The 21,409-nt window shown below is 49.3% G+C and carries 21 protein-coding genes; 17 read left to right on the top strand and 4 right to left on the bottom strand.

The features are described 5' to 3' along the window. Window positions 1-11 precede the first annotated feature (11 nt). The 9 genes from MKX51_RS18155 (at window position 12) to MKX51_RS18115 (ending at window position 12,260) form a co-directional block, all read left to right on the top strand. On the top strand, window positions 12-290 hold the full coding sequence (locus tag MKX51_RS18155) for a PqqD family protein (protein WP_209869574.1): 279 nt from the start codon (window positions 12-14) through the stop codon (window positions 288-290). Window positions 291-299: 9 nt separating this feature from the next. Beyond that, complete coding sequence (locus MKX51_RS18150) at window positions 300-1,394, top strand: radical SAM/SPASM domain-containing protein (protein WP_340993353.1); 1,095 nt, start codon at window positions 300-302, stop codon at window positions 1,392-1,394. A 281-nt stretch (window positions 1,395-1,675) separates the two neighbouring features. Then, window positions 1,676-3,418 (top strand): ABC transporter ATP-binding protein, encoded by a 1,743-nt coding sequence (locus MKX51_RS18145; protein WP_340993352.1) that lies wholly within the window; start codon window positions 1,676-1,678, stop codon window positions 3,416-3,418. Beyond that, entirely contained in the window at window positions 3,415-5,175 is a 1,761-nt protein-coding gene (locus tag MKX51_RS18140) for an ABC transporter ATP-binding protein (protein ID WP_340993351.1), read from the top strand. Before MKX51_RS18145 ends, MKX51_RS18140 begins: the two co-directional genes overlap by 4 nt. Before the next feature lie 107 nt (window positions 5,176-5,282). Further along, complete coding sequence (locus tag MKX51_RS18135) at window positions 5,283-5,642, top strand: BlaI/MecI/CopY family transcriptional regulator (RefSeq protein WP_340939960.1); 360 nt, start codon at window positions 5,283-5,285, stop codon at window positions 5,640-5,642. A gap of 26 nt (window positions 5,643-5,668) precedes the next feature. Then, a complete protein-coding gene (locus MKX51_RS18130; protein WP_340993350.1) occupies window positions 5,669-7,066 on the top strand; it encodes a M56 family metallopeptidase in 1,398 nt (465 codons plus the stop codon). A 117-nt stretch (window positions 7,067-7,183) separates the two neighbouring features. Then, the gene (locus MKX51_RS18125; protein WP_340939963.1) at window positions 7,184-7,741 is read left to right on the top strand and encodes a hypothetical protein; all 558 of its coding nucleotides are present in this window, start codon (window positions 7,184-7,186) and stop codon (window positions 7,739-7,741) included. A gap of 488 nt (window positions 7,742-8,229) precedes the next feature. Then, complete coding sequence (locus MKX51_RS18120; RefSeq protein WP_340993349.1) at window positions 8,230-10,809, top strand: glycosyl hydrolase; 2,580 nt, start codon at window positions 8,230-8,232, stop codon at window positions 10,807-10,809. A gap of 224 nt (window positions 10,810-11,033) precedes the next feature. Next, window positions 11,034-12,260, top strand: a complete 1,227-nt coding sequence (locus tag MKX51_RS18115) for a glycoside hydrolase family 5 protein (protein ID WP_340993347.1) — start codon at window positions 11,034-11,036, stop codon at window positions 12,258-12,260. A 504-nt stretch (window positions 12,261-12,764) separates the two neighbouring features. On the opposite strand, the gene MKX51_RS18110 is transcribed toward MKX51_RS18115, so the two are convergent. Next, a complete protein-coding gene (locus MKX51_RS18110; RefSeq protein WP_340993346.1) occupies window positions 12,765-13,643 on the bottom strand; it encodes an alpha/beta fold hydrolase in 879 nt (292 codons plus the stop codon). Between the two features lie 150 nt (window positions 13,644-13,793). On the opposite strand from MKX51_RS18110, the gene MKX51_RS33230 reads away from it, so the two are divergent. The 4 genes from MKX51_RS33230 to MKX51_RS18095 all read left to right on the top strand — a co-directional run bounded on the left by MKX51_RS33230 (window position 13,794) and on the right by MKX51_RS18095 (window position 15,686). Next, window positions 13,794-14,216: a MerR family DNA-binding transcriptional regulator gene (locus MKX51_RS33230; RefSeq protein WP_445322014.1), complete on the top strand. Its 423-nt coding sequence runs from the start codon at window positions 13,794-13,796 to the stop codon at window positions 14,214-14,216. A 147-nt stretch (window positions 14,217-14,363) separates the two neighbouring features. Continuing rightward, complete coding sequence (locus tag MKX51_RS33225; RefSeq protein ID WP_445322013.1) at window positions 14,364-14,501, top strand: hypothetical protein; 138 nt, start codon at window positions 14,364-14,366, stop codon at window positions 14,499-14,501. Between the two features lie 30 nt (window positions 14,502-14,531). After that, complete coding sequence (locus MKX51_RS18100) at window positions 14,532-15,149, top strand: CPBP family intramembrane glutamic endopeptidase (RefSeq protein WP_340993345.1); 618 nt, start codon at window positions 14,532-14,534, stop codon at window positions 15,147-15,149. A gap of 60 nt (window positions 15,150-15,209) precedes the next feature. After that, a complete protein-coding gene (locus MKX51_RS18095) occupies window positions 15,210-15,686 on the top strand; it encodes a DUF6756 family protein (protein WP_340993344.1) in 477 nt (158 codons plus the stop codon). 39 nt (window positions 15,687-15,725) lie between these two features. Here MKX51_RS18095 and MKX51_RS18090 read toward each other — a convergent pair whose 3' ends face one another. Then, window positions 15,726-16,712 carry an NADP-dependent oxidoreductase gene (locus MKX51_RS18090; protein ID WP_340993343.1) on the bottom strand — a complete coding sequence of 329 codons (987 nt, stop codon included), beginning with the start codon at window positions 16,710-16,712 and terminating at the stop codon, window positions 15,726-15,728. A gap of 169 nt (window positions 16,713-16,881) precedes the next feature. Between MKX51_RS18090 and MKX51_RS18085 the strand changes: the two genes are divergently transcribed. Continuing rightward, a complete protein-coding gene (locus MKX51_RS18085; protein ID WP_340993342.1) occupies window positions 16,882-17,469 on the top strand; it encodes a TetR/AcrR family transcriptional regulator in 588 nt (195 codons plus the stop codon). A 131-nt stretch (window positions 17,470-17,600) separates the two neighbouring features. Beyond that, window positions 17,601-17,753: a hypothetical protein gene (locus tag MKX51_RS18080; protein ID WP_340993341.1), complete on the top strand. Its 153-nt coding sequence runs from the start codon at window positions 17,601-17,603 to the stop codon at window positions 17,751-17,753. Between the two features lie 93 nt (window positions 17,754-17,846). Here the strand turns inward: MKX51_RS18080 and MKX51_RS18075 are convergent, their stop codons facing one another. Together MKX51_RS18075 and MKX51_RS18070 are read right to left on the bottom strand one after the other, a co-directional pair. Next, window positions 17,847-18,752, bottom strand: a complete 906-nt coding sequence (locus MKX51_RS18075) for a serine protease (RefSeq protein ID WP_340993340.1) — start codon at window positions 18,750-18,752, stop codon at window positions 17,847-17,849. A 253-nt stretch (window positions 18,753-19,005) separates the two neighbouring features. Beyond that, a complete protein-coding gene (locus tag MKX51_RS18070) occupies window positions 19,006-19,359 on the bottom strand; it encodes a hypothetical protein (protein WP_340993339.1) in 354 nt (117 codons plus the stop codon). 270 nt (window positions 19,360-19,629) lie between these two features. On the opposite strand from MKX51_RS18070, the gene MKX51_RS18065 reads away from it, so the two are divergent. Together MKX51_RS18065 and MKX51_RS18060 are read left to right on the top strand one after the other, a co-directional pair. Next, on the top strand, window positions 19,630-20,553 hold the full coding sequence (locus MKX51_RS18065) for a helix-turn-helix domain-containing protein (RefSeq protein ID WP_340993338.1): 924 nt from the start codon (window positions 19,630-19,632) through the stop codon (window positions 20,551-20,553). 111 nt (window positions 20,554-20,664) lie between these two features. Then, window positions 20,665-21,393 carry an SDR family oxidoreductase gene (locus MKX51_RS18060; protein WP_340993337.1) on the top strand — a complete coding sequence of 243 codons (729 nt, stop codon included), beginning with the start codon at window positions 20,665-20,667 and terminating at the stop codon, window positions 21,391-21,393. Window positions 21,394-21,409 lie beyond the last annotated feature (16 nt).

The following is a 21,409-nucleotide window of genomic DNA, read 5'->3' as shown; positions in this document are numbered from 1 at the left end:
GATGTGAGTGAATGAACGCAAGCACGTTATTGTCCAAAGTCAATGTTATCCATGAGGATCTTGGTGAGGAATCACTGGTGATGGACCGTAATCATGAGATGTTCTTCTTGAATCAGACCGCCAAGTATTTATGGGAGCACTGCAATGGAAGAACGGTATCAGAGGTTGCCGGTATGCTCCATGACCAGTGTCTGGAGAAGGACCAGCTTGAATTAAGCGATATTATTACGGACTGTATTGGCGCATTTGAAGAACTGGAGCAGAGAGGTTTCGTGAAAATAAGGAAATGAGGTGCTTGTGTGGAATTGTTATCCCCAGCCAAGAGCTTTCGATTAGGCGGTTGCTACCTGGAGATCACTTCAAACTGCAACCTGCGCTGCCTGCATTGCTATAACGAATCCGGCGTCCTGCAGGATCAGATTGATATGCCGACCTTCATGAACATCATTAATGATCTGCCGGATCATCCCGATACAAGCATCACCATCTCCGGGGGAGAACCAACCTCGCATCCTGAATTCTGGAATTTCATGGAGGCACTGCAGAAGAAGCAGTTCGGCATGGTGCTGGTCATCACGAACGGCACCTATATCACCCGGGAGGTTGCTGAGAAATTCGCGGCCTGCAAAGTGGCCATACAGCTAAGTGTGAATGGTTCACGCGCGGAGATTCATGATCAATTATGCGGACGCGGCAGCTTTAACCAGACGATGCGGGGCCTTACGCATTTACTCGATGCCGGCATGAGCGAACGTATCCTGATCCGCAGCGTGCTTACGGGCTTCAATAAGGATGACATCGTTCATCTGCTGAAGATGGTCGCTGAGCTTAAGATTCCCCAGGCTGAGATCGCAAGCCTCAGCAACCTGGGCCGCAGTGAAGATAACCGGAACAACCTATACCTGGACATTCTGGAGAAGTCGGCACTGGTGGAGCGTCTGGAGCGGGAACCAGAGATTGTGAAGCTGATGGACAGCGGTATGAAGATCACACTGCCCGATGATTTTACAGGAGCCTGCCCGTTGTTAAATGGAGTGACCGCAGACGCTGACCGGATTCCGTTAACACCGAGAATAGATTCTTCCGGTAATGTGTTCCTGTGCCAATTGTTCACGGACGCGCAGTATGCCATCGGCAATGTCAATCAGACGAGCCTGTCCTCCATGCTTGAATCTCAGGAACTCGTGAACCTGGTCAAGTTCTTTCAAGTGGGACAGAATTATATGAACCAATGCCAGAGCTGTATATGGAATGGGACTTGCGGCAAGGGGTGTGTAGCGCTCGCAGTAGCCAACGGAGGCTCAATTCAGGATACGGATGGCTGCTGCAAGGTAAGAACGAAATATTATGTCTCTGAGCTGAAGAAGAACAGAAAAGCGCTAGTGCCGCAGTAATCCGGCAGACAGCGACTTGAAGGGAGGTGAGAACATGAGCTATATCAGACCTATGATTGAAAAAGCAAGCACTGATTCTATGATCACTCCTGCAGCGTGTACTAATGGCTTCAGCTGCCCGAAAACCTTTAACTGCGGAAGCTACTCCTGTAAGAAAAACTTTAAATGCGGAAACTGGTAAACCCTGATCCTCGGCATACTTAACAAGTTCAATACTACCCGACAAGAACATGGTTATTTCATATAATCATGTTCTTGTCTAACAAAGGGAGGGGGAGCGCTTGAAGGAATATAAATGGGTTCTGTCCATCTTTTTCAGACAACAGCCGGTAACGATGGTATCCATCCTCCTGCTCTATATCCTAATGTACGCCCTGCAGCCCTTAGAGCTGCTTCTGATCGGGCGGATCATCGTCAGCCTTGGGCATCCGTCCGGGGTGATGTCTATTGCCATCCTCATTATTGCCTATATCCTCGTATACTCATTGAAGAATATCCAATATTCCTTTTCGCTGCTGTTCATAGAATTGCTGGAGAATAAGGTCGGCGCACTGCTGCAAAGACAGATGTTCACCGCTATTGCCCAGGCAGATTTAGACAAGCTGGATCAGGCGGATTATCTGCTTCGAATCGAGCGGGCGAAGGATACCTTATGGTATAAGCTCACGAATGCCGTTAACGATGTATTCCATTTCTTCGGGTCCATTGCCGGCTTCTGCATGTCTGTATGGATTATTGTCAGGCTGGGGGCTATGTATGTAGCGGCCTTTATTGTGCTTGGGCTGCTCTATAACTATTTTGTGAAGCGCAACACGGAGGAACATATTGCAGTAACGAAGAGGCAGGAGCATGAGGACCGCAAGCTGAATTATTTGAGCCGTCTCATGCAAGACCGGAGCAACCAGAAGGAGATTAGGAGCTTTCAGATTTTTGAGTGGCTGGAGTCGAAGCGGCTCTCCAAATTCGATGAGATCAGAGACATGAATATGGCCTTCAGCCTGAAATGGACGGTGATTGGCTGTATATGGTCCGGGCTGATGCTGGGCCTGGAGAACAGTACGCTGCTGGTGATGTGTTATGCTGTGGCGCTGACAACGCTGAGCCTGGATCAGCTGATCGTATTAACTCAAGGGCAGGGACAGATCATCGAGGGAGTCAATTCCTTCGCCGAGTTCTTCTCCGAAGCCCGCAAGAATACCATCTACATCAAGGAATTCAGAGATTTGATTACACCAGAGACACAAGCAGCAGAGACTCCTCACCAGCCTTCTTCGGTGTTAACCAGAAACAGGATGGCGATGGAGCTGCATGATGTCTCTTTTGCATACGGTAATTCGTCCGCAGTGTTACAACATATTAATCTGCACATCGGCAGAGGGGAGAGCATTGTGCTTGTCGGTGAGAACGGCAGCGGCAAGAGTACTCTGGCCAAAATTATGGCCGGTCTGCTGAAGCCGACGGAAGGCAGCGTCCACAGTTACTGTAAGACCTCGACCGCAGCTTTTCAGGATTATGCCAAATTCGAATTCTCGGTCCGGGATAATGTCGGTCTGGGCGATGTAGCGAGTATCAACGACAACGATAGAGTCACAGAAGCAACGGTGAAAGGCCAGATTCACCAGGTCATTCAGCAATATCCCAAGGGACTGGACACGATTCTGGGCAAAAAATTCGATGCCGACGGAATTGAGATGTCGGAAGGCCAGTGGCAGAAGGTGGCGATCAGCCGGGCGTTCATGCGCGAGGCCGATTTTATTATCTTCGATGAACCGTCTGCCTCCCTGGATGCGTTGTCGGAGATTCAGCAGTTCCGCAATATCGGCAAATATTTTCGCGGCAAAAGTGTTGTACTCATCTCCCACCGGATCGGAATTGCCAAGCTCGCCGACAGAATCGTATTTATGAAGCAGGGAGAGATCGTGGAAGTAGGCACCCATGCTGAGCTGATGCAGCTGAAGGGAGAATATTGCAGCTTCTTCAGGAATCAGGCCAAATGGTACGATACGGGAGATCAGGTCATATGACAACGAAAATGCTGGTTCATGTCCGCAACCTCAAGCTGATCATTAAGCTGTTCTGCACCAAAGATCTGTACCTGTCACTGGCGCTTATGGCGCTCAGCGCATTGCTGGCCCCGCTTGGAGCCTGGCTCTATAAGCTCCTGATCGATGGCCTCGCTATCGTCCAGTCCGCATCTGCCGTAACGCACAAGCTGCTGATCCTTATCGCTGGATATACCGTGCTGAAGATTGCCCTGGAAGGGATAGAGCATATTACTGCGCATGTTAATAATCGCCTGAAGTATAACATTAACCGTGAATTCATCAGACAGGTGAACAAGAAGCTGTCTGTTATTGATATGGAAGAGCTGGAGAACCCGGCCGTCTATGATCTGCTGGAGCGGGTCCAGTCCAATGTGAACAAGGGGATTCTGGCTTACGTCAACAACTCCTTGTCTGTCGTGCTTCCCGTCTTCTCCATGTTCTCCTTTATAGTGCTGCTGTTGAATATTAAATGGTATTTCCCCGTAATTGCGGTGCTTGCCACCATTCCTTATCTGCTGCTGATGAATGCACAGGGCAAGCGGAGCTACTTCCAGGCGGTTGAACAGAGCAAGCCGCTGCGCCGGTTGAACTATATGTACGATGTGCTGACAAGCAGAAGATATGCCAAGGAGATCCGTATGTTCGGATTGATTGATTATTTCAATGACCGCACGGAAGAGATCCGAAGCGAGGTATGGAGAGAGAAGTTCGGGCTGCTGCTGCATTATACGCTGGGTGGAGCGCTCGTCGATCTGTTGCGGAACATTGCACTGGGTATCTGTCTGCTCATCACCTGCCTGGGCGTTATAGATAATCGAATGAGTATAGGCGATGTTATGCTGGTGATTACAGCCATGCAGGAAATAACGGGTGCTCTGAGCAGTATGGTGAATAAAATCAGTTCCATGAACAATTACACGCTATATATGGAAGATATGCTGAATTTCCTGGACCTCCCCGAGGATGCCGGCGGGGGGCATAAGACGCTTTCAGATGCATCAACTATTCAGTTCAAGCAGGTGGATTTCAAATACCCTGGCAGCTTGAACCTTACACTGAAACATATTGAACTAACGATTCATAAAGGAGAGAAAATTGCCTTAGTGGGCGAAAACGGCAGCGGTAAAACCACCTTCATTCATGTGCTGCTAGGCTTGTACAAGCCCTCCTCAGGCGAGGTGCTGATCGGAGGAGACCCGCTCGCTGATGTCATTGATTCGTTCAGAAGGAAGACGGTCTGTGTATTTCAGAATTTCATTAAATACCAGTTCTCGGTCGCGGATAATATCCGGGCGGGGAATTTCGGACAAGCGTTCCAGAAGCAGTCCTTGCGGATCTTCCATATGGATGCCTTCATTGATCATCTGCCCCAAGGCTTGGACACCCAGCTTGGCCAGCTGGAGAACAATGATCTGGAGCTGTCGGGCGGACAATGGCAGCGGCTGGCGATTGCCAGGGCGCTCAGCCGGGCGGACAGCGAGATTCTGATTATGGACGAGCCGACAGCCAGCCTGGACCCCAAGGTGGAGACGCAGATCTATGAAGAGTTCTCGGCGCTGTGTGAGAACAAGACGACGATCATGATCTCACACCGTCTGGGAGTGACCCGGCTCTGCGATATCATCTATGTATTCGACCAGGGGGAGATCTGTGAAGCAGGCTCGCACACCGAACTGATGAACCGGCGGGGGAAATATTATGAGATGTACACAGCTCAGAGTGATTTGTATGCCTAATGACATGGAATAAACAAGGATTAAAAGGATATAATTGACATTAGGTGACTACTGGAGTAGTATTGAGGTATGACTACTGCAGTAGTCAAACGAAGGGAGGCTGGTGCATGGAGATTAAGCTGTATGATTCCGAGCTGAAGGTCATGGAGATTCTATGGAGGGAAGGCAAGCTGCCCGCAGGGGATCTGGCCGCCATTCTGAACCAGGAGACAGGCTGGAACAGGAATACGACCTATACGGTAATTAAGAAGCTGATTGCCAAGGACGCCATCGAGCGGACAGATCCCGGGTTTGTCTGCACAGCCCTGATTGCCAAGGAGCAAGTGCAGACGTATGAGACCAAGGAGCTGATCAACAAAATGTACGGCGGTTCAGCGGAGATGTTCTTGTCGGCATTTCTCAATGAAAAGAACCTCAGCAAAGCGGATATCGACAAGCTGAGGCAAATCGTGGAAAGCTTGCGCTGAGGCGAGGGATGATGGATATTCTACAGATGAGTATTTCAGCAAGCGTGCTAATCGTTCTTGTGATCGCGCTGCGGTCTGTGACCCTGCACAAATTACCCAGACAGCTGTTCCTGGTCCTGTGGGGCATTGTCATCGCCAGACTGCTGATTCCGGGTTCTGTGCCTGTTCTTCCGCACCTATCATCTCAGATAGAGGTTGCTGCTGCGCTCGATCAGGTGAATACACACACAGCAGCCGTAGTTCAGTTGCCGGAACATTCTGCCTTGCACACAGGGATGTTCGCCCGGGATATAGCGTTCACGGCCTTCTCAGCCGGGGAGCCTGAGCAGCCGTTCCTGAGGCCGGAGCTTCTCGGTGCCATATGGCTTGGCGGCGCGGCGCTACTGTTTATGACCCTGGCGGTAATCTTCTACAGAAGCAAGAGAGAGCTGCGGACTGCACTGCCTCTGCAGAGGCGGGAGCCTGTCATTGAGGCCTGGTGTGCCCGGCATCCCTTGCGGCGTAAGCTTGCCATATTGACATTTGACCGGATGGATACGCCGGTAACGTGCGGAATCTGGCGTCCGAAGATTATTCTGCCTACGACCCTGAATACCGGGAACGCACAGGCCATGGATTATATTCTCACCCATGAATATATGCATATCCGGTATTTCGATACGGTATGGAAGCTGGCAGCGTCCGTGGCTCTATGCCTGCACTGGTTCAATCCGCTGGTCTGGCTGATGGTCTTCTATCTGAACCGGGAGCTGGAGATGGTCTGTGATGCCAGAGTCATCCGTAAGCTGGGTGCAGAGCACAGGGCGGATTATGCGTTATGTCTCTTGGAGGTGGCGGAAGAGCAGAGGGGGTTCACGCCCCTGTATACAGGCTTCAGTAAGAATGCGACCAAAGAAAGGATCGTGTCGATTATGAAATTGCAAAAATTGACCGTGTTGACGGCGGCCATTTCACTCATTCTGATCGCAGGAGCGGTGTCCGCGTTCGCAGAGCAGTCCAGCGGAGCCGTGAGCGGTGTGCAACCAGACAGCGCTGCGGAAATGAGCGCAATGGAGACTGGAGACAGCAGCGGGCCCGATGCGGCTGCGGCTTCGTCGGATGGAAGCGGAGCTCTCACCGATTTCAATTACGATGCACTGAAGGATTACGTAGTCTACGGCTTAACGTATGACAAGGCCCAGGACCGCTTCCTCTACAACGGCAAGCATATCCGCCTGTTCATGGACCCGGACCTTCAGCATGAAGGCAAGTTCAACAAATTCTACTATGACGGGAACGGCTCGGCTGATTTCCGGGTCATCAGAGACAAAGACAATGCCGTTAAGGAGATTAAGCTGCTGGATGACAGTGAGCTTCAGGCTTTGGCCCAGGCATATGGCTTTGAACTGGGCAAGGAGGGACTGAAATTCAGCAATGCCAACTAAGCCTTCGTTAGGATGGCACCTGCAAGTAAGCGCGCTTCCTTGAGCTTCATCTGGGAGTGCGCTTTTGCTATAATAAGAGCGGATTACAGAAGAACAAGTGAAGGGGAGAGGACAGGTATGACCACGAACGAACCCTCCGAGCAACTGGTGGAAATGCTGGGCCAGCCGTATGATCCCAAGCGTATCCAGGCCCTGCTGAAGCCTTACGGTGTCCGGAGACTGCCGCCCGTGCCAAAAAGCTATTTCAACGACGATATCATCTGGACTGCGAAATCATCCCTACGCATTGATCTGTACCGCGGGCCCAAGCTGGAGAATCTGACCGGACTCCAGCATCCGGACCCGCAAGAATGGATTATCGGTTCGGTTCAGTTCCTCGCGCCCGGAGCGGATGACCGGATCAAGACTCCTTATCCCGGGCTGCTTCCCGGGAGCCTTGCAATGAGCTCCTCTCCGGTACAGGCGATGGCGGCATACGGCCAGCCCGCGATGGATGAGGAATGTGAGTGGCCCGGCTTCTCCGGCCGGATTCTCGCTTGGCGGGGGCAGGGCATCAATATCGTCTTAGAGTATGAGGACAGCCTGCGCGGGCGGGTGCTGAGAAGCTGCACAGCCTGCCTGATCGGCTGCATCGGTGCTTGGACGAGCGACAACCCGGAGGTTTTTGCTCCTTGAGCAGGGGAGGGCGGATTCTGGTAGGACAAGCTTCCGTTAGAATCGCGGAGAGCTGCCGGAGAGCTGCCGGAGAGCTGCCCTCCCTGCAACCGACACACTAGAGAACATAGCAGTTGGATACAGAGCACTTGTTTCGGCCGAACCGCTCCCTTTTCAAGAAGCAGTTGGAAAAAAGGCACTTAGTTCCACGTATTCTATGAAATCCGTTGAATCTGGACAAATTAAGTGTAGTTTATCCAACTGCTACCCCCCAAGTACGCCATGGGCGCTCGAATAGTTGTACTTTTTCCACTAGATTCCCTCCGCATTCCCTTCGCGTGCGATAGACTGAACATTCCTTCCTCTCTGCAATTCATACCGTTGAGCACACTTACTAATTTGTATTTACAAATTATGGGATACATGCTATCTTAGCTATGAAAGCGCAACCATGATCTGATAGGTTAACCAAGGTTTTACCATTTTGTTCATGGGGAGGAAGGAAGAAAATGAAGAAATGGCTCAAAAGAACAGGAACAATGCTGCTGGCTTGTACGCTGCTGCTTGGAGGGCTTACTGCACCGCCTGCGGCCCGCGCTGACCCTGCACTGATCACCATCGAAAGCGAGGATGCCCAGCTCACCCCGGATCTGCAAGTGACGACCCAGATTTACGGAACGCCGAAGCCCGGCTATTCGGGAAGCGGTTTTGTCTGGATGCAGAACTCCGGTACGCTAACCTACACCGTAACTGTCCCGGCAACCGGCATGTATACGATCTCGACCCGTTATATGCAGGAGCTGAGCCCGGATGGCAGACAGCAGGCATTAATCGTTAACGGTGCTGCCAAGGGTTCGTATATGCTGCCCTACACCACTACGTGGAAGGATTTCAACTTCGGCTATCACAAGCTGAAGCAAGGCAGCAATACTATTCAGGTAAAAGCAGGCTGGGGCTTCGCTTACTTCGACACCTTCACGGTGGACCATGCGAACCTGGACCCCCTGATTGTGCAGCCCGTTCTCTCTGACGCTCAGGCCACGCCCGAAACCCAGCTCCTGATGAACTATTTGACTGAGGTGTACGGGAAGCATATGCTCTCAGGCCAACAGGAGATCTACGGCGGGGGCAATGACGGCAATTCTGAGCTGGAGTTCGACTGGATTCATAATCTGACCGGCAAGTATCCGGCAGTCCGCGGGTTTGACCTCATGAACTATAATCCGCTGTATGGCTGGGAGGACGGCACTACCGCCCGCATGATCGACTGGGTGAATACCAAGGGCGGGATTGCGACCAATAGCTGGCATCTTACGGTTCCGCGCGACTTCACGAGCTACCAGCTTGGGGAATTTGTGGATTGGAAGGAAGCCACCTACAAGCCAACCGAGACCAATTTCAACACCGCCAATGCTGTGATTCCCGGAACCAAGGAGTACAAATACTTGAAGCTGGCGATCAAGGACTTGGCAGAGCAGTTGCAGATTCTGCAGGACAACAACGTGCCTGTGATCTTCCGTCCTTATCATGAGGCAGAAGGCAACGGCGGGCTGAACGGGGAAGGCGCGTGGTTCTGGTGGGCTTCGGCAGGCGCAGAGGTGTACAAGCAGCTCTGGGATCAGCTCTATACCGAGCTTACGGAGACCTACGGCCTGCACAACCTGATCTGGACCTATAATAGTTATGTGTACAGCACTTCTCCGGCCTGGTATCCGGGGGATGATCAGGTGGATATTGTCGGCTACGATAAATACAACACCATCTACAACCGCTATGACGGACTGTCCGGCGTGCCGAATGAGGATGCGATTAGCTCGACGTTCTATCAACTGGTGGATCTGACCGGGGGCAAGAAGATGGTAGCCATGACCGAGAACGATACCGTTCCCAGCGTGCAGAATCTGACCGATGAAAAAGCGGGCTGGCTCTACTTCCTGCCGTGGTACGGAGAGCATCTGATGAGTACGGCCTTCAATTATCCGGCTACACTGACCACCCTGTACCAGAGTGATTATGTCATTACGCTCGACGAGCTGCCTGATCTGAAGGGGAATAACCCTCATCCGGGTGCATCCATTACGCCATCCATGATCGAATTTGACAAAGCTCCGGCGCATCAGGCCGACCAGACCATCACTATGAATCTGAACGGCAACACGTTAACGGCCCTTCGTTCGGGTACCGCCATTTTGACTGAGAACGAGGACTATACCGTAAGCGGGAACACCCTGCTGCTCACTAAGGCGTTCCTGGCAACGCTGCCTGTTGGCGAGCATTCGATCGTTCTGGATTTCAATCAGGGCCAAGATCCCGTGTTAAAAGTAAAAGTCATCGATACTACACCAGGCGCTGCCATCTCACCAGACCATGCGGTGTTTGACCGGGCGGCGAATCTCGCACAGGACATATCTGTAGCGCTTACCTTACACGGGCACCAGCTGACAAGCCTGAAGAATGGGAACTACACCCTTGTATCCGGCCAGGATTACACGGCCACTGACACTGCGGTTGTTCTGAGCAAAGCTTATCTCTCCACGCTGCCGCTCGGCCAGCATGCGATCACTTTTCATTTTAGCGGCGGAACAGAGGTTGTGCTTACTGTGAACGTAGAGGATAGCAGCGTTCCGCTGCCTTCAGGCGACTTGACCATCCAGTCGTACAACGGCAGCACCGGTGCTTCGACCAATGGAATTGCACCCAAGTTCAAAGTAATCAACACCGGGAATGCACCGGTCCAGCTCAGCGATGTGAAGCTCCGGTATTACTACACGATTGACGGCGAGCAGCAGCAGAGCTTCTGGACCGACTGGGCCAGCATCGGAAATGCCAACGTTACCGGGACCTTCGTGAAGCTGGACACCCCGGCCGCCAGTGCCGATTATGCTCTGGAGATTGGCTTCACCAGCGCTGCGGGCACCCTGAACCCCGGCCAGAGCGCCGAGCTCCAGACCCGCTTCTCTAAACAAGACTGGTCCAATTACAATCAGGCTAACGACTACTCCTTCCGCTCCGCCGGTACCCAGTTCGCCGATCACGAGCAGGTTACTGGGTATGTGAACGGGCAGCTGGTATGGGGGATGGAGCCTTAAGCGCCCTCCGACGCAGTTGTTGACCCATTCTCCGCTAATTAATGAAATTATGTTATTTGGCGGGGAGTACATTATACGGAGGTGTTATTCTGAAAAGAAGGTATAGGTCAACAATAATACTGCTGGCGTTAAACGTAGATACTTTTTGATTTTCGGGATTTCCATAGCGCTGCTTGTGTCTTGCCTGATCGTTAGAATTCAATCTAAGGAACGGAGGTTCTAATATGTTAGCCAAAATCAAAAAATACGGAGTCTACAGCCTAGCATTAGTATTACTAGCTTCCACCTTGCTCGGCAGCACGGGTTCCCGCGCATCTGCTGCAGAGGCGTCAGCCGCGCTGACCTCGGACTTCAGATCGTTGCAGGCTTCGCAGATTGTCAGCGAGATGGGTGCAGGATGGAATCTGGGCAACTCGCTCGAAGCTTCGGTGAACGGGATTCCCAGCGAGACTGCCTGGAATAACCCAACCATTACGCCGCAGTTGATCCAAAAAGTCAAGGCAGCAGGCTTCAAAACGATCCGTATCCCGGTCTCTTATCTGAATTATATCGGCAGCGCTCCCAGTTATACGATTAACTCGGCATGGCTGGACCGTGTGAAAGCAGTCGTGGATTACGCCTACAATGAAGGCCTGTATGTCGTCATTAATATTCACGGGGACGGCTTCAATTCCGTTCAGGGCAGCTGGCTTCTGGTCAACAGCGGCAACCAGACGGCCATTAAGCAGAAGTACCAGAAGGTGTGGCAGCAGATCGCGAATAAGTTCGCTAATTATGGGGAGCGGCTGATTTTGGAATCGATGAACGAGGTGTTTGACGGCAACTACAACAATCCGAATCTGGCTTACTATGCCAACCTGAACGCCTATAATCAGATCTTCGTGGATACGGTCAGACAGACAGGCGGCAACAATAGTGCCAGATGGCTGCTGATTCCGGGCTGGAATACGAACATCGACTATACGGCGGGCAATTACGGCTTCGTACTGCCAACCGACAGCTACAGATCATCCACCATACCAGCTTCCGAGAAAAGAATCATGATCTCCGCCCACTACTATTCCCCTTGGGATTTTGCCGGTGAGGAATCAGGGAATATCACGCAGTGGGGAGCGTCAGCGACGAACCCTGCCAAGAAATCCACCTGGGGACAGGAGGATTACCTGAACTCGCAGCTCCAATCCATGTACAATAAATTCACGACCCAAGGCTATCCGGTGGTGATCGGAGAGTTCGGCTCGATTGACAAATCATCCTACGATTCAAGTAATAATCTATACCGCGCCGCCTATGCCAAAGCCGTAACCGCAACCGCCAAGAAGTACAAGGCCGTCCCCGTCTATTGGGACAATGGTTATAACGGACAGCACGGCTTCGCCCTATTCAACCGTTATAACAACACCGTCACCCAGCAAGGCATTATCAATGCCATTATGCAGGGGATGCAATAAGCTATTCAGCGTGAAGCGGCGAATCACATTCTGTCTGCAAAAAAGAAGGAAAGCTCCTGTGGTGATCACGGGAGCTTTTTTGACGTATAGAAACTATAGTTTCGTGCTGCTGTGGAAAAGGTGTGTGTAGATATGTGGAAAAGAGTTCTTGGAATGATTCGTAGAGTGACTTTTAAGCTGAATGTGGCGGAAATTAGGCTTAGAACCTATAGAATTGGATGTTACAGCGCGGCATAAGGACCAAATGCGAATGTATGTGAAAAACAGCATACATTGCGGTAGCAATAGGCATACGGCCTGAATGTATATGAAAAACAGCATATATTACGCTCGCAAGCAGGCATATGAACCAAACGTATGTGAAAAACAGCATACATTGCGCTCGCAAGCAGGCATATGGACCAAATGTATGGCGAAAACAGCATACATTGTGTTCACTTGAAGGTAATCTTATTCATCCGTTAGGATGATTTTGTTCCGCCAAAGTATGTTCGAGCGGATGGCTTAGCTCTCCCGTAGCACATGTCGGATCAGCCAAGGCTTCAGAACGGGCAGAACGTTCTCGGGCTGCATCGCTTTTGTATGGTCCATATTGTCTCCCTTCAGAATGGCTACTTCCCATCCGAGCTGTTCCAGAAGAGATTGGCGGGCTAAGAGCTTACCGGCAATATCCACCGTTACGCCTCCGAAGTTGTCCCCGTAGACAATCTTGTCCTGCTCCCCGGCAAAAGCCAGTCTCGGCATCACCAGCAGATGCTGAATGTCATGATCTCTAAAATCGGACAGACTCTCATACAGTGTAACGAACTGCCTGGTTTGCTCCGGGACCATTTGGATCTGGATATTGTCCCAATCGGTCGCCTCGGGAGTAGTGGCCTCCTGCTCTACGGGATCAACTGGAGCCGGTTGGTTTAGTGCCATCTGGAACGTATGGTTGGTGACGATCAGCATCTCTGTATAGGGACCGTCCAAGGGTGGGAAACCGCCCATCACCAAGCTCTCCAGCCGATCCGTGCGGATCGCCAATTGCAGTCCGGCCAGGGCCAGCCAGGAATAGCCATAGTAACTGAACTTGCTAACATTCATTTTATCGGCAATAGTCAACAGGTCTTGGGCGATACTTGAAGCGGTCAGATCAAGCGGATTGGGCTGGTGCAGCCGGTGGCCCTCGTAATCGAAATACAGCACCTGAAATTTGTCTCGCAATCCATCGGCGAAATGTTCTCCCAGCTCAGGATCAACGCCCCATAGGCGAAGGTGATCCGCTTCTTGTCCGTATACAGAAGCTTTGGCTACCGGGAGCATGAAAACTGGAGCGCCGGGAGGCCCTGTGAGGCCAGCCTTTATCTCTGATCCGTCTGATAGTGTAATCATTTTATCCATATCTTCACTCCCTAATTGGTTATATAGTAAGCATATAACATTCATGCAATCTTCCGGCTTGGGAGATTCGGGCCTATACGGAATAGGCATTATATCTCAGATATGTTATCGTAGCACTTGAAGGTTAGACTTGAAGGAGGGGCTCATCAGATGGAGAGATATACCCCTAACCAGATTGCCGGTATGCTCCAGGTGAGCACCACCACCCTGAGAAGATATGAGGAACAGGACCTGGTTCCAACTGTACCTAGAACGCCAAGCAACCACCGTTACTATGGAGAGGTGCATGCTCAGGCTTTTACGACGATCCGGGTTCTATTACAAGGGTATGATATTCCTGTCGCCTATGAAGTGATGAGAAGCTTGAAGCAGGGGCAGGCCGAACAGGCGTTATGGATGATGAATGAGCAGCAATACCAAATCCATCTGGAGAAAAAGCGGGTCGAAGACATCCTTGCCATGATCAGACATTCGGATATCCCCAGAACCCTTAATACGGAATGGAAAGAGCCGTTGAATATAGGAGAAGCTGCTGCCCTATCGGGCGTGAAGACTTCAGCGATCCGCCACTGAGAGGCCGAGGGACTGATCCGTTCCGAGCGCAACCCGGAGAATGGCTTCCGGATGTTCTCCCTAGCTGAACTGCGCAAGATCCTTGTGATCAGCAGCTTGCGGAAGACTGTCTATTACATAGACAATATGAGGAGTCTTTTAAGTACTTTGGACACACAGGATCATCAGGAGATCGAACGCTCCTTCCAGGTTGCGCTGGAGAAGCTGAACACCCGGCTCACGCTTCAGTGCATGGGAATTGCAGAAGTGATGAAGTATATGAACCTATTGTCCTTAGAGAAGTAGAACCTGGAAGACAAGGAGAGAAGCTAAGTTATGAATCGTCCAACGGAGACCCTGCCACCAGCCAAAAAAGAATTCAATCCGAAAGACGCCGTGCTGGTCTTCTTCGCTTTCGCCCTGATCAGCGCAGCCGTTATCTTTGCCCTTGTTATCTACAGGGTCCTGACCCTGCAGGACCTGCTATCCTTTGAGCATCCGCTGAAAATGGTGCTGTACGTTGTCTTTCCCACAATCAGCCTGCTGTTGTTCGGAATCATCCTGACCTTACTCACTCCTGCCAGCTACATTGACGAGACGAATAAGAGCTATCAGAACTATTCGCTCGCTGCGATTGTATCCTTTACATTGGCAGGAGCTTTATTTGAGGAGCTTCTGTTCCGGGGAATTATACAAAATGTATTGAATCTCTACCTTCCCCAGCCCTGGCTCGCCATCGGAATCACCACGGTGCTGTTTGTGGGAATGCATGTCCAGTACTACACGAAGCCGCTGATGCTGCTGAACATCACCATCCCAAGTCTGGTCTTCGGGTGGGTGTATGTGCAGACCGATAATCTGCTGGTCCCGATCCTTGTGCATTTTTTCATGAATTTGGGGATTACGCTGCTGTTTAAATATAAGGTGATTCAGATGAGAGGGGAGAAGGGATAGCAGGATGGAGACCAATACGGCTGTCTAAATCCATTATGAATCTGAAAATGAGGTGAACCTGTGGATTCCCTATCTATCCGAATAGAGATCGAAGAATTAATCAAGACGCTGAAGCTGGACCGGAGCGGGGTATTTGAAGTCCGCAAAGACCAGTGGAGACGCATGTTGAGTGAAATCGAGGAACGGTTTCTGATGAAGACCCATTATACACAGGGACTGCACTGGGGCTGGAACCGGCTGCAGGAACCCCGGTATAGCGCCAGCTTCGCAGACAAAAACTATTCCAAACTAAAAGACATTATCCAAGATGAATTCATCTGGTTCATTGCCGAGGACCGGTATGATAAGCTGTGGCTCTATGAGGGCAAGACAACAACAATTCTCCAATTGATCCCAGAGTTATGCCATCTGAATGAATACTATCTGATCTCCAAAAAGCTTCAGTGGCTCCTCTGCGAAGATCACCATGATATGCTCCACCTGAGCGGCCAGCCGATCATTGAGCGATGGATGAGATATGAAAGCCCTAATCCTTAGAGGATGGGGCTTTCTTCACGCACTCCCTAGTCATGACGTTTATCCAAGATTTTTCGATAAGATGATTTTCCCGCGTTTGGTTGACTCTTCGCTTTTGCGATAAGCCTGAAGCAGGCCTTGGGCAGTGAAGGGATAGGCCTCATGGATATAGATATTCAATTTATTCTCTTGCATCTGGCGGACAATGGCTTCAAAATCAGTACGGTTAGCTCTTGCCTGGAAAAAATAGGCGTTAATACCGCGGACCTTCGGGTATTCATTGAGCGCGAATGCCACCACTGAAATATAGGTCCCGCCATCTTTGATGACCGAGTAGTTCTTCCTTCCGATGTCTCCCGGTAACCCGGTACCGAAAGTAGATGAGTCCATAGCGGCATCCAACACGAAATCTACAGGCTCTGTGATCTGGGTGGCGAAGTCGGTTTTCGTATAATCGATTACCTCATCAGCACCAAGTCCTTTTACAAAATCATGGTTGTAGTCCCTCGCAGTTGCGATAACATATGCTCCATGCTGCTTAGCTAACTGAACTGCCGCATGTCCCACTCCTCCAGCGCCAGCTTGAATAAGGATGCGTTGTCCCGGTTGAAGCTGGCCATGCTCAAACAGCGCTTGCCAGGCTGGCAGGGCAACGGCAGGCGCGGCGCCCGCCTCTTCGAAGGAGAGACTCTCAGGAATAACGGCCAGGAGATCTTCCTCCACGGCAACATAGTCCATGTAGGAGCCTCTCGGAATCATTCCCATGACACGATCTCCCGGCTTGAAATGCCGGACTTTCCCGCCAACCTCTTTAACAATGCCGGCTACTTCATTACCCAGAACAAGCGGCAATTGAAATTGATCCGGAAATTTATCAGCCAACGGACCCTCAAGAATTGCACCGCTGCGAAATAGAACATCTGCGGGATTGATGGATGAGGCGCGCATTTCAACGAGAACCTGTGTGTCAGTGATTGCGGGAATGGGGACTTCCAGTTCTTCTAGCGCTTCGGGAATTCCAAAGCTTGTCAAAGCAATAGCCTTCATAATGATCCTCCTCATAAATTGAACATAAGTATGATTCACAGATTGTTTAAGCAACACCTGTTTGATAAGATAATAATATTGCGTGCTTGAGAGTTCAACCGGCAGAGTTCGAGGAAAGTTGCATAGGCAACACATTGAGAACATTGATGTTTAACAAGGAGATATAGGGATGGTAAATCAGGAAGATCCGAGGGTGTTGCGCACACGACAGTTAATTAGAACAGCGTTCAGAGATTTGCTGCAGAGAAAAGGCTTTGATGCAATCACGATCAAAGATATCGCTCAGGAAGCAACCATTAACCGCGCCACCTTTTATGCCCATTTTGAAGATAAATATGCTTTGCTGGACGAAGTCACAGAACAGGCTTTTCATGAGCGGATTCCTGAGCAAGTGGTGAATGCAGAGGAGTTTACGGAAGATATTTGTGACCAGTTGATCATCATGACGCACCAATACATCATAGATTTTTATCGGATCTGCAGAATAGATTCCAATCCGATGGCTAAGCTGGTCGATGATAAAATAAAGAAATTGCTGCAGCAAACCATAGAGAGCATATTTATGAAGGGGGATACCTGCCATGGGACGGATATTCATCATATCAAAATCATGGCGGCGATGACAGGTTCAGCTATCTATGGCGCTGCGCATTATTGGTTAAATGCCGGGGAGAACAATCGGACCGATGTGCTCGTCGACATTGCTCGTCCTTATGTAATGAACGGTCTGGGGCTGGCAACCCCATCAACGACATAAGACACGCGCAAGCTCTAATAACCTGGCACCGAGATCCCAGCAAATTCTCCAGAAATGAATGGATACGTGATATCGTTGTTGACTATGGGGAGATCATTGACAGGGTCATGCAGGGGGATACCTGGACTGTATTGGTCAGAATCACAAGTCAAGTGGAGGGTACTTGGGATACGTACGCGGATGTGGCTTTTATTGTGGACGAAGCACCTTGGCATTTGTGGGAACCGGGGTACAGCTTCAATCTGTGGGCAGGCAAGGACGTTGCCACCGTTCACATTTTATAACGCAAATAACGTGCACAAGCGCAGCAACATACGTATAACTCAGAAGGCGGGGCTCATGAAGAGTCCCGCTTTTATCCAGTGCACAGGGTTGATTCAGGAAGAATCTCCGCCAGCGGCGTGTCCAAAAATGGCTTCAGACAAATCGTTGTTTTCTATGAACTGCAAGATAAGCTTCGAACTGGTGGCAAAGGACCGGGGTTCACCCAGGATAGTGGAGGAGATTACCCCCACTATTTTATCGCTCGAATCTATGACAGCACTGCCGCTATTTCCAGGCCAGGTTTGCACATTGAATTCCATGGAGTGGGTGTACACATCGGGTGTTGACGCATTTTTCGATTTCCGGATAACGGCCACATCATCGGCGGTGAATGTTCCGTAGAGCGGTGTCCAGGTGTACCTCTTGGTATTACCGGTGTCTGAGTTTTCTATTGGCTTAGTAGGGTGCCCTATGACTGTCACCTTTTCATTGGCTTTTGGCTCAAGGTTGAATTTCTTGAAATAGCTGTCTTGATAGGGCTTAGGGATTTTGTTAGCGTCAATCTTCAGCAGGGAGAGGTCTTCCTTCACATCTGTAGCAACTAGTGAGCCAAGCAGATACCCGTCCGATTTTTGCGCATAAAAGGTGATTTGGAATCGTAATTTCTTTCCATTATAGCTGGCGGGAGCCACGTGATTATTAGTGACAATGTATCCGCCGGGTAACATAAAGCCTGCACCAATGCCTATCTTTGTCTTGGTTCCTTGACTGGACAGTACATACTTTTCTATCATCACGACGCGTGTCAGATTTTTGTAATTACGATACGCTTTGTCTTGCTGCTCCTTGGATAATGCCGGGTTACTGTTATAAGGACTAACCGTAATGCCGGATTTGGTGACAGTCATGGATGTAATGGACACCTTGCTGACGGCAAAAGCAGCAGCTATATGCATGCCCAATGTTAGAACCGCAACAGCCAGTATGCTTGAGAGGAATCTGCTAACCCAACGAGTCATAATCACTCCCCCTTTAGTTTTATACTATTGAGGAGTGAGACATGTTGTGACGGTCAGTATGCGGATATCTAAGATTGCATACGAAAAAGACGAAACACGATTTTGACTCCAATCGAATTTCGTCTCTTAACAAAAGGGGATAAATTATACTCTTCCAGCTTCCGTAGCAATAAATATTGATGGGATAACAATCATTAAATAGAGTCCTGTGGGGAAAAGATTGGGTAATAAAAGATTGTTCCACCTAAGAATACTAATCACCGGGCATTTGCCAACCCGTCTCCTCATCCCAAATAGCATCCGTATCATCTAGATGCACATGCCAATCCCCACTAGAAATACTTCTTCTAATATCCGTCAAACAGGCCAACCAATAATACAGCGCATTCAATGTATCTTCAAAATCATTTGAAAGGGGCAGCTTTGTCGAACCTGCAAAGATCACCGTTGGTTCATCCTGATCATAGTCATAAACATATAATGTTTCTCCAATATCCTTCAATTCAAAACCCGCATTGTATTTATCAATGATGGCCCTGATCTCCTGCTCCTCACTGCCCGTAAGGTTATGATTTCTCGTACAAGTGTAATAAACAGAAACTCCCATGCTTTATTTCTCCCCTTTTGTGCTGGTTAGTGATAACAATACATACCCACATTTTCACAGTCTAATCCTTTATTTTCATTCTATTTTAGCACTTGCTCGTCTGGAGCTAAATGAACAAGTCGTTTGAGCTTTTCAGCAAAGTATTCGCGCCGGGTTCCAGTTATACTAAAAGGATAAGTGTTGAAACGTAAGCGCAGACTGGCATAACCGAAAGGATGATCAAGAAATGGAAACTAGAGCAATCGCAGGTACAAGCAGGGCGGGACGTCCATGACTATGAGATCAAGCAAAATAGTCAAGGTGCCTAATGAACTGGTAAAGTTTCCGAATAAAAAAGGGAGCTTGAAGCTGGATGGGATGTCCGTTATCGAACTCTGCTTTTACACGCAAGGCATAAAAGGAACCTTTTTTTTGCAGGATCATCTTCTGCTAATCATCAAGTCGGGTGTCTATACAGTTCGCTTCGGTGATCAAGAATATACGATGCGGAGCAACGAAATGATGTTTATTCATAAATCAATGGGAGTCGAATACGAGAAAGCGGGTGAACCCGATTCCGATTACATCCTCGACTATATGATGTTTTTCCTGAACGAGAAGATAGTAGATGAATTCCTCAAATTCGCCGGTTTAAAACCGGTTTGTCCCGTGAATGAGGTTGTTCCGATAACAGTCTTTCCGATCAATGACCGCATTGGAAGCTATATCGAGTCGTTAAAACCCTATTTCGAGCACCCTAACGAAGTCAAAGAAGGACTGGTTCGTGTGAAACTGATGGAATTGCTGTTTCACATAGCAGATTCGAATGATCGTTTGTTGCATCAAATGATCCAACCCATAAGCAAGGACAGTGGCGGCATCACAAAGATCATGGAGGAGAACTTCATGAATCCCGTTTCCCTTAACGACCTGGCCTATTTGTCCGGCAGAAGCCTGGCGGCGTTCAAAAGGGATTTTCAAGCAATATACAACACCTCCCCGCTCAAATGGGTTCGCAATCGAAGGCTGGTTAAAGCCAAGGAACTGTTAGCGGAAACAGCGTTATCTGTTACGGATATCTGTTTTTCGACCGGATTCGAAAATATCGCTCACTTTTCCAAAGTATTCAAGGAAAGATTCGGACTTCCACCGTCAGAGTTTAGACGGCAGCTAAGGTTGAAGAAGGATGACTATAGGGGCTTAAAAATGAGCTAAATAAACAAATAGAATGAGCTTGTAGGCAAAGAAATGTATTCGTCTCCCTGATATTCTTATCTCATGCGGTAAACGCAGCCGTATTAAAACAAGAATGTAGGAGGCAATTTTATGAATAAATCTAAGATCGTATTAATTACAGGTGGAAACAAAGGTATCGGTTTTGAGACAGCAAGACAATTGGGAAATATGGGGTACGAGATTTTAATAGGAGCAAGAAGCGAAAATAAAGGACATGAGGCCGTAACGTTATTGGAAAAGGAGAAAATTAAAGCTAAAACAGTGGTTCTTGATGTCACGAACCCCAGCTCCGTTCTCTCCGCAGCAGAATGGATTGAGCAAGAGTATGGATTGCTTGATATCTTGATTAATAATGCAGGCGTGTTTTTCGAAGAAAACACCTCTCCCGTTGAACTGGAATTGTCTGTTCTCAAGAATACCTATGAGACAAACGTTTTCGGTGTATTTTCTGTCACTAAAGCAATGCTTCCATTGCTCAGAAATTCTTCTGCCGGAAGAATCGTTAATCTTTCCAGCGCATTAGGTTCCTTAACCTTGAATTCAGACTCAACGTCGGAATTTTATAAGGCGAATTCACTCGCCTACAATAGTTCTAAAACGGCTGTAAATGCTTTAACCGTTTCCTTTGCTAAAGATTTAAGTGATTCTCCTATTAAAATCAACTCCGTTTGCCCTGGATTTACAGCTACCGATTTAAATGGTAATAGTGGCTATCGTTCAGTCGAACAAGCAGCTTCCGTTGTAGTGGAGCTTGCCACAATAGCTAGTGATGGTCCAACTGGCGGCTTTTTTGATGAGCATGGAGTTGTGGCTTGGTAAAAAGGGGCGTTGTTGT

The sequence above is a fragment of the Paenibacillus sp. FSL M7-0420 genome (assembly GCF_038002345.1).
GTDB lineage: Bacteria > Bacillota > Bacilli > Paenibacillales > Paenibacillaceae > Paenibacillus_AQ.
The sequence above is the reverse complement of the archived record's forward strand: the minus strand, read 5'-3'. Positions and strand labels throughout refer to the sequence as shown.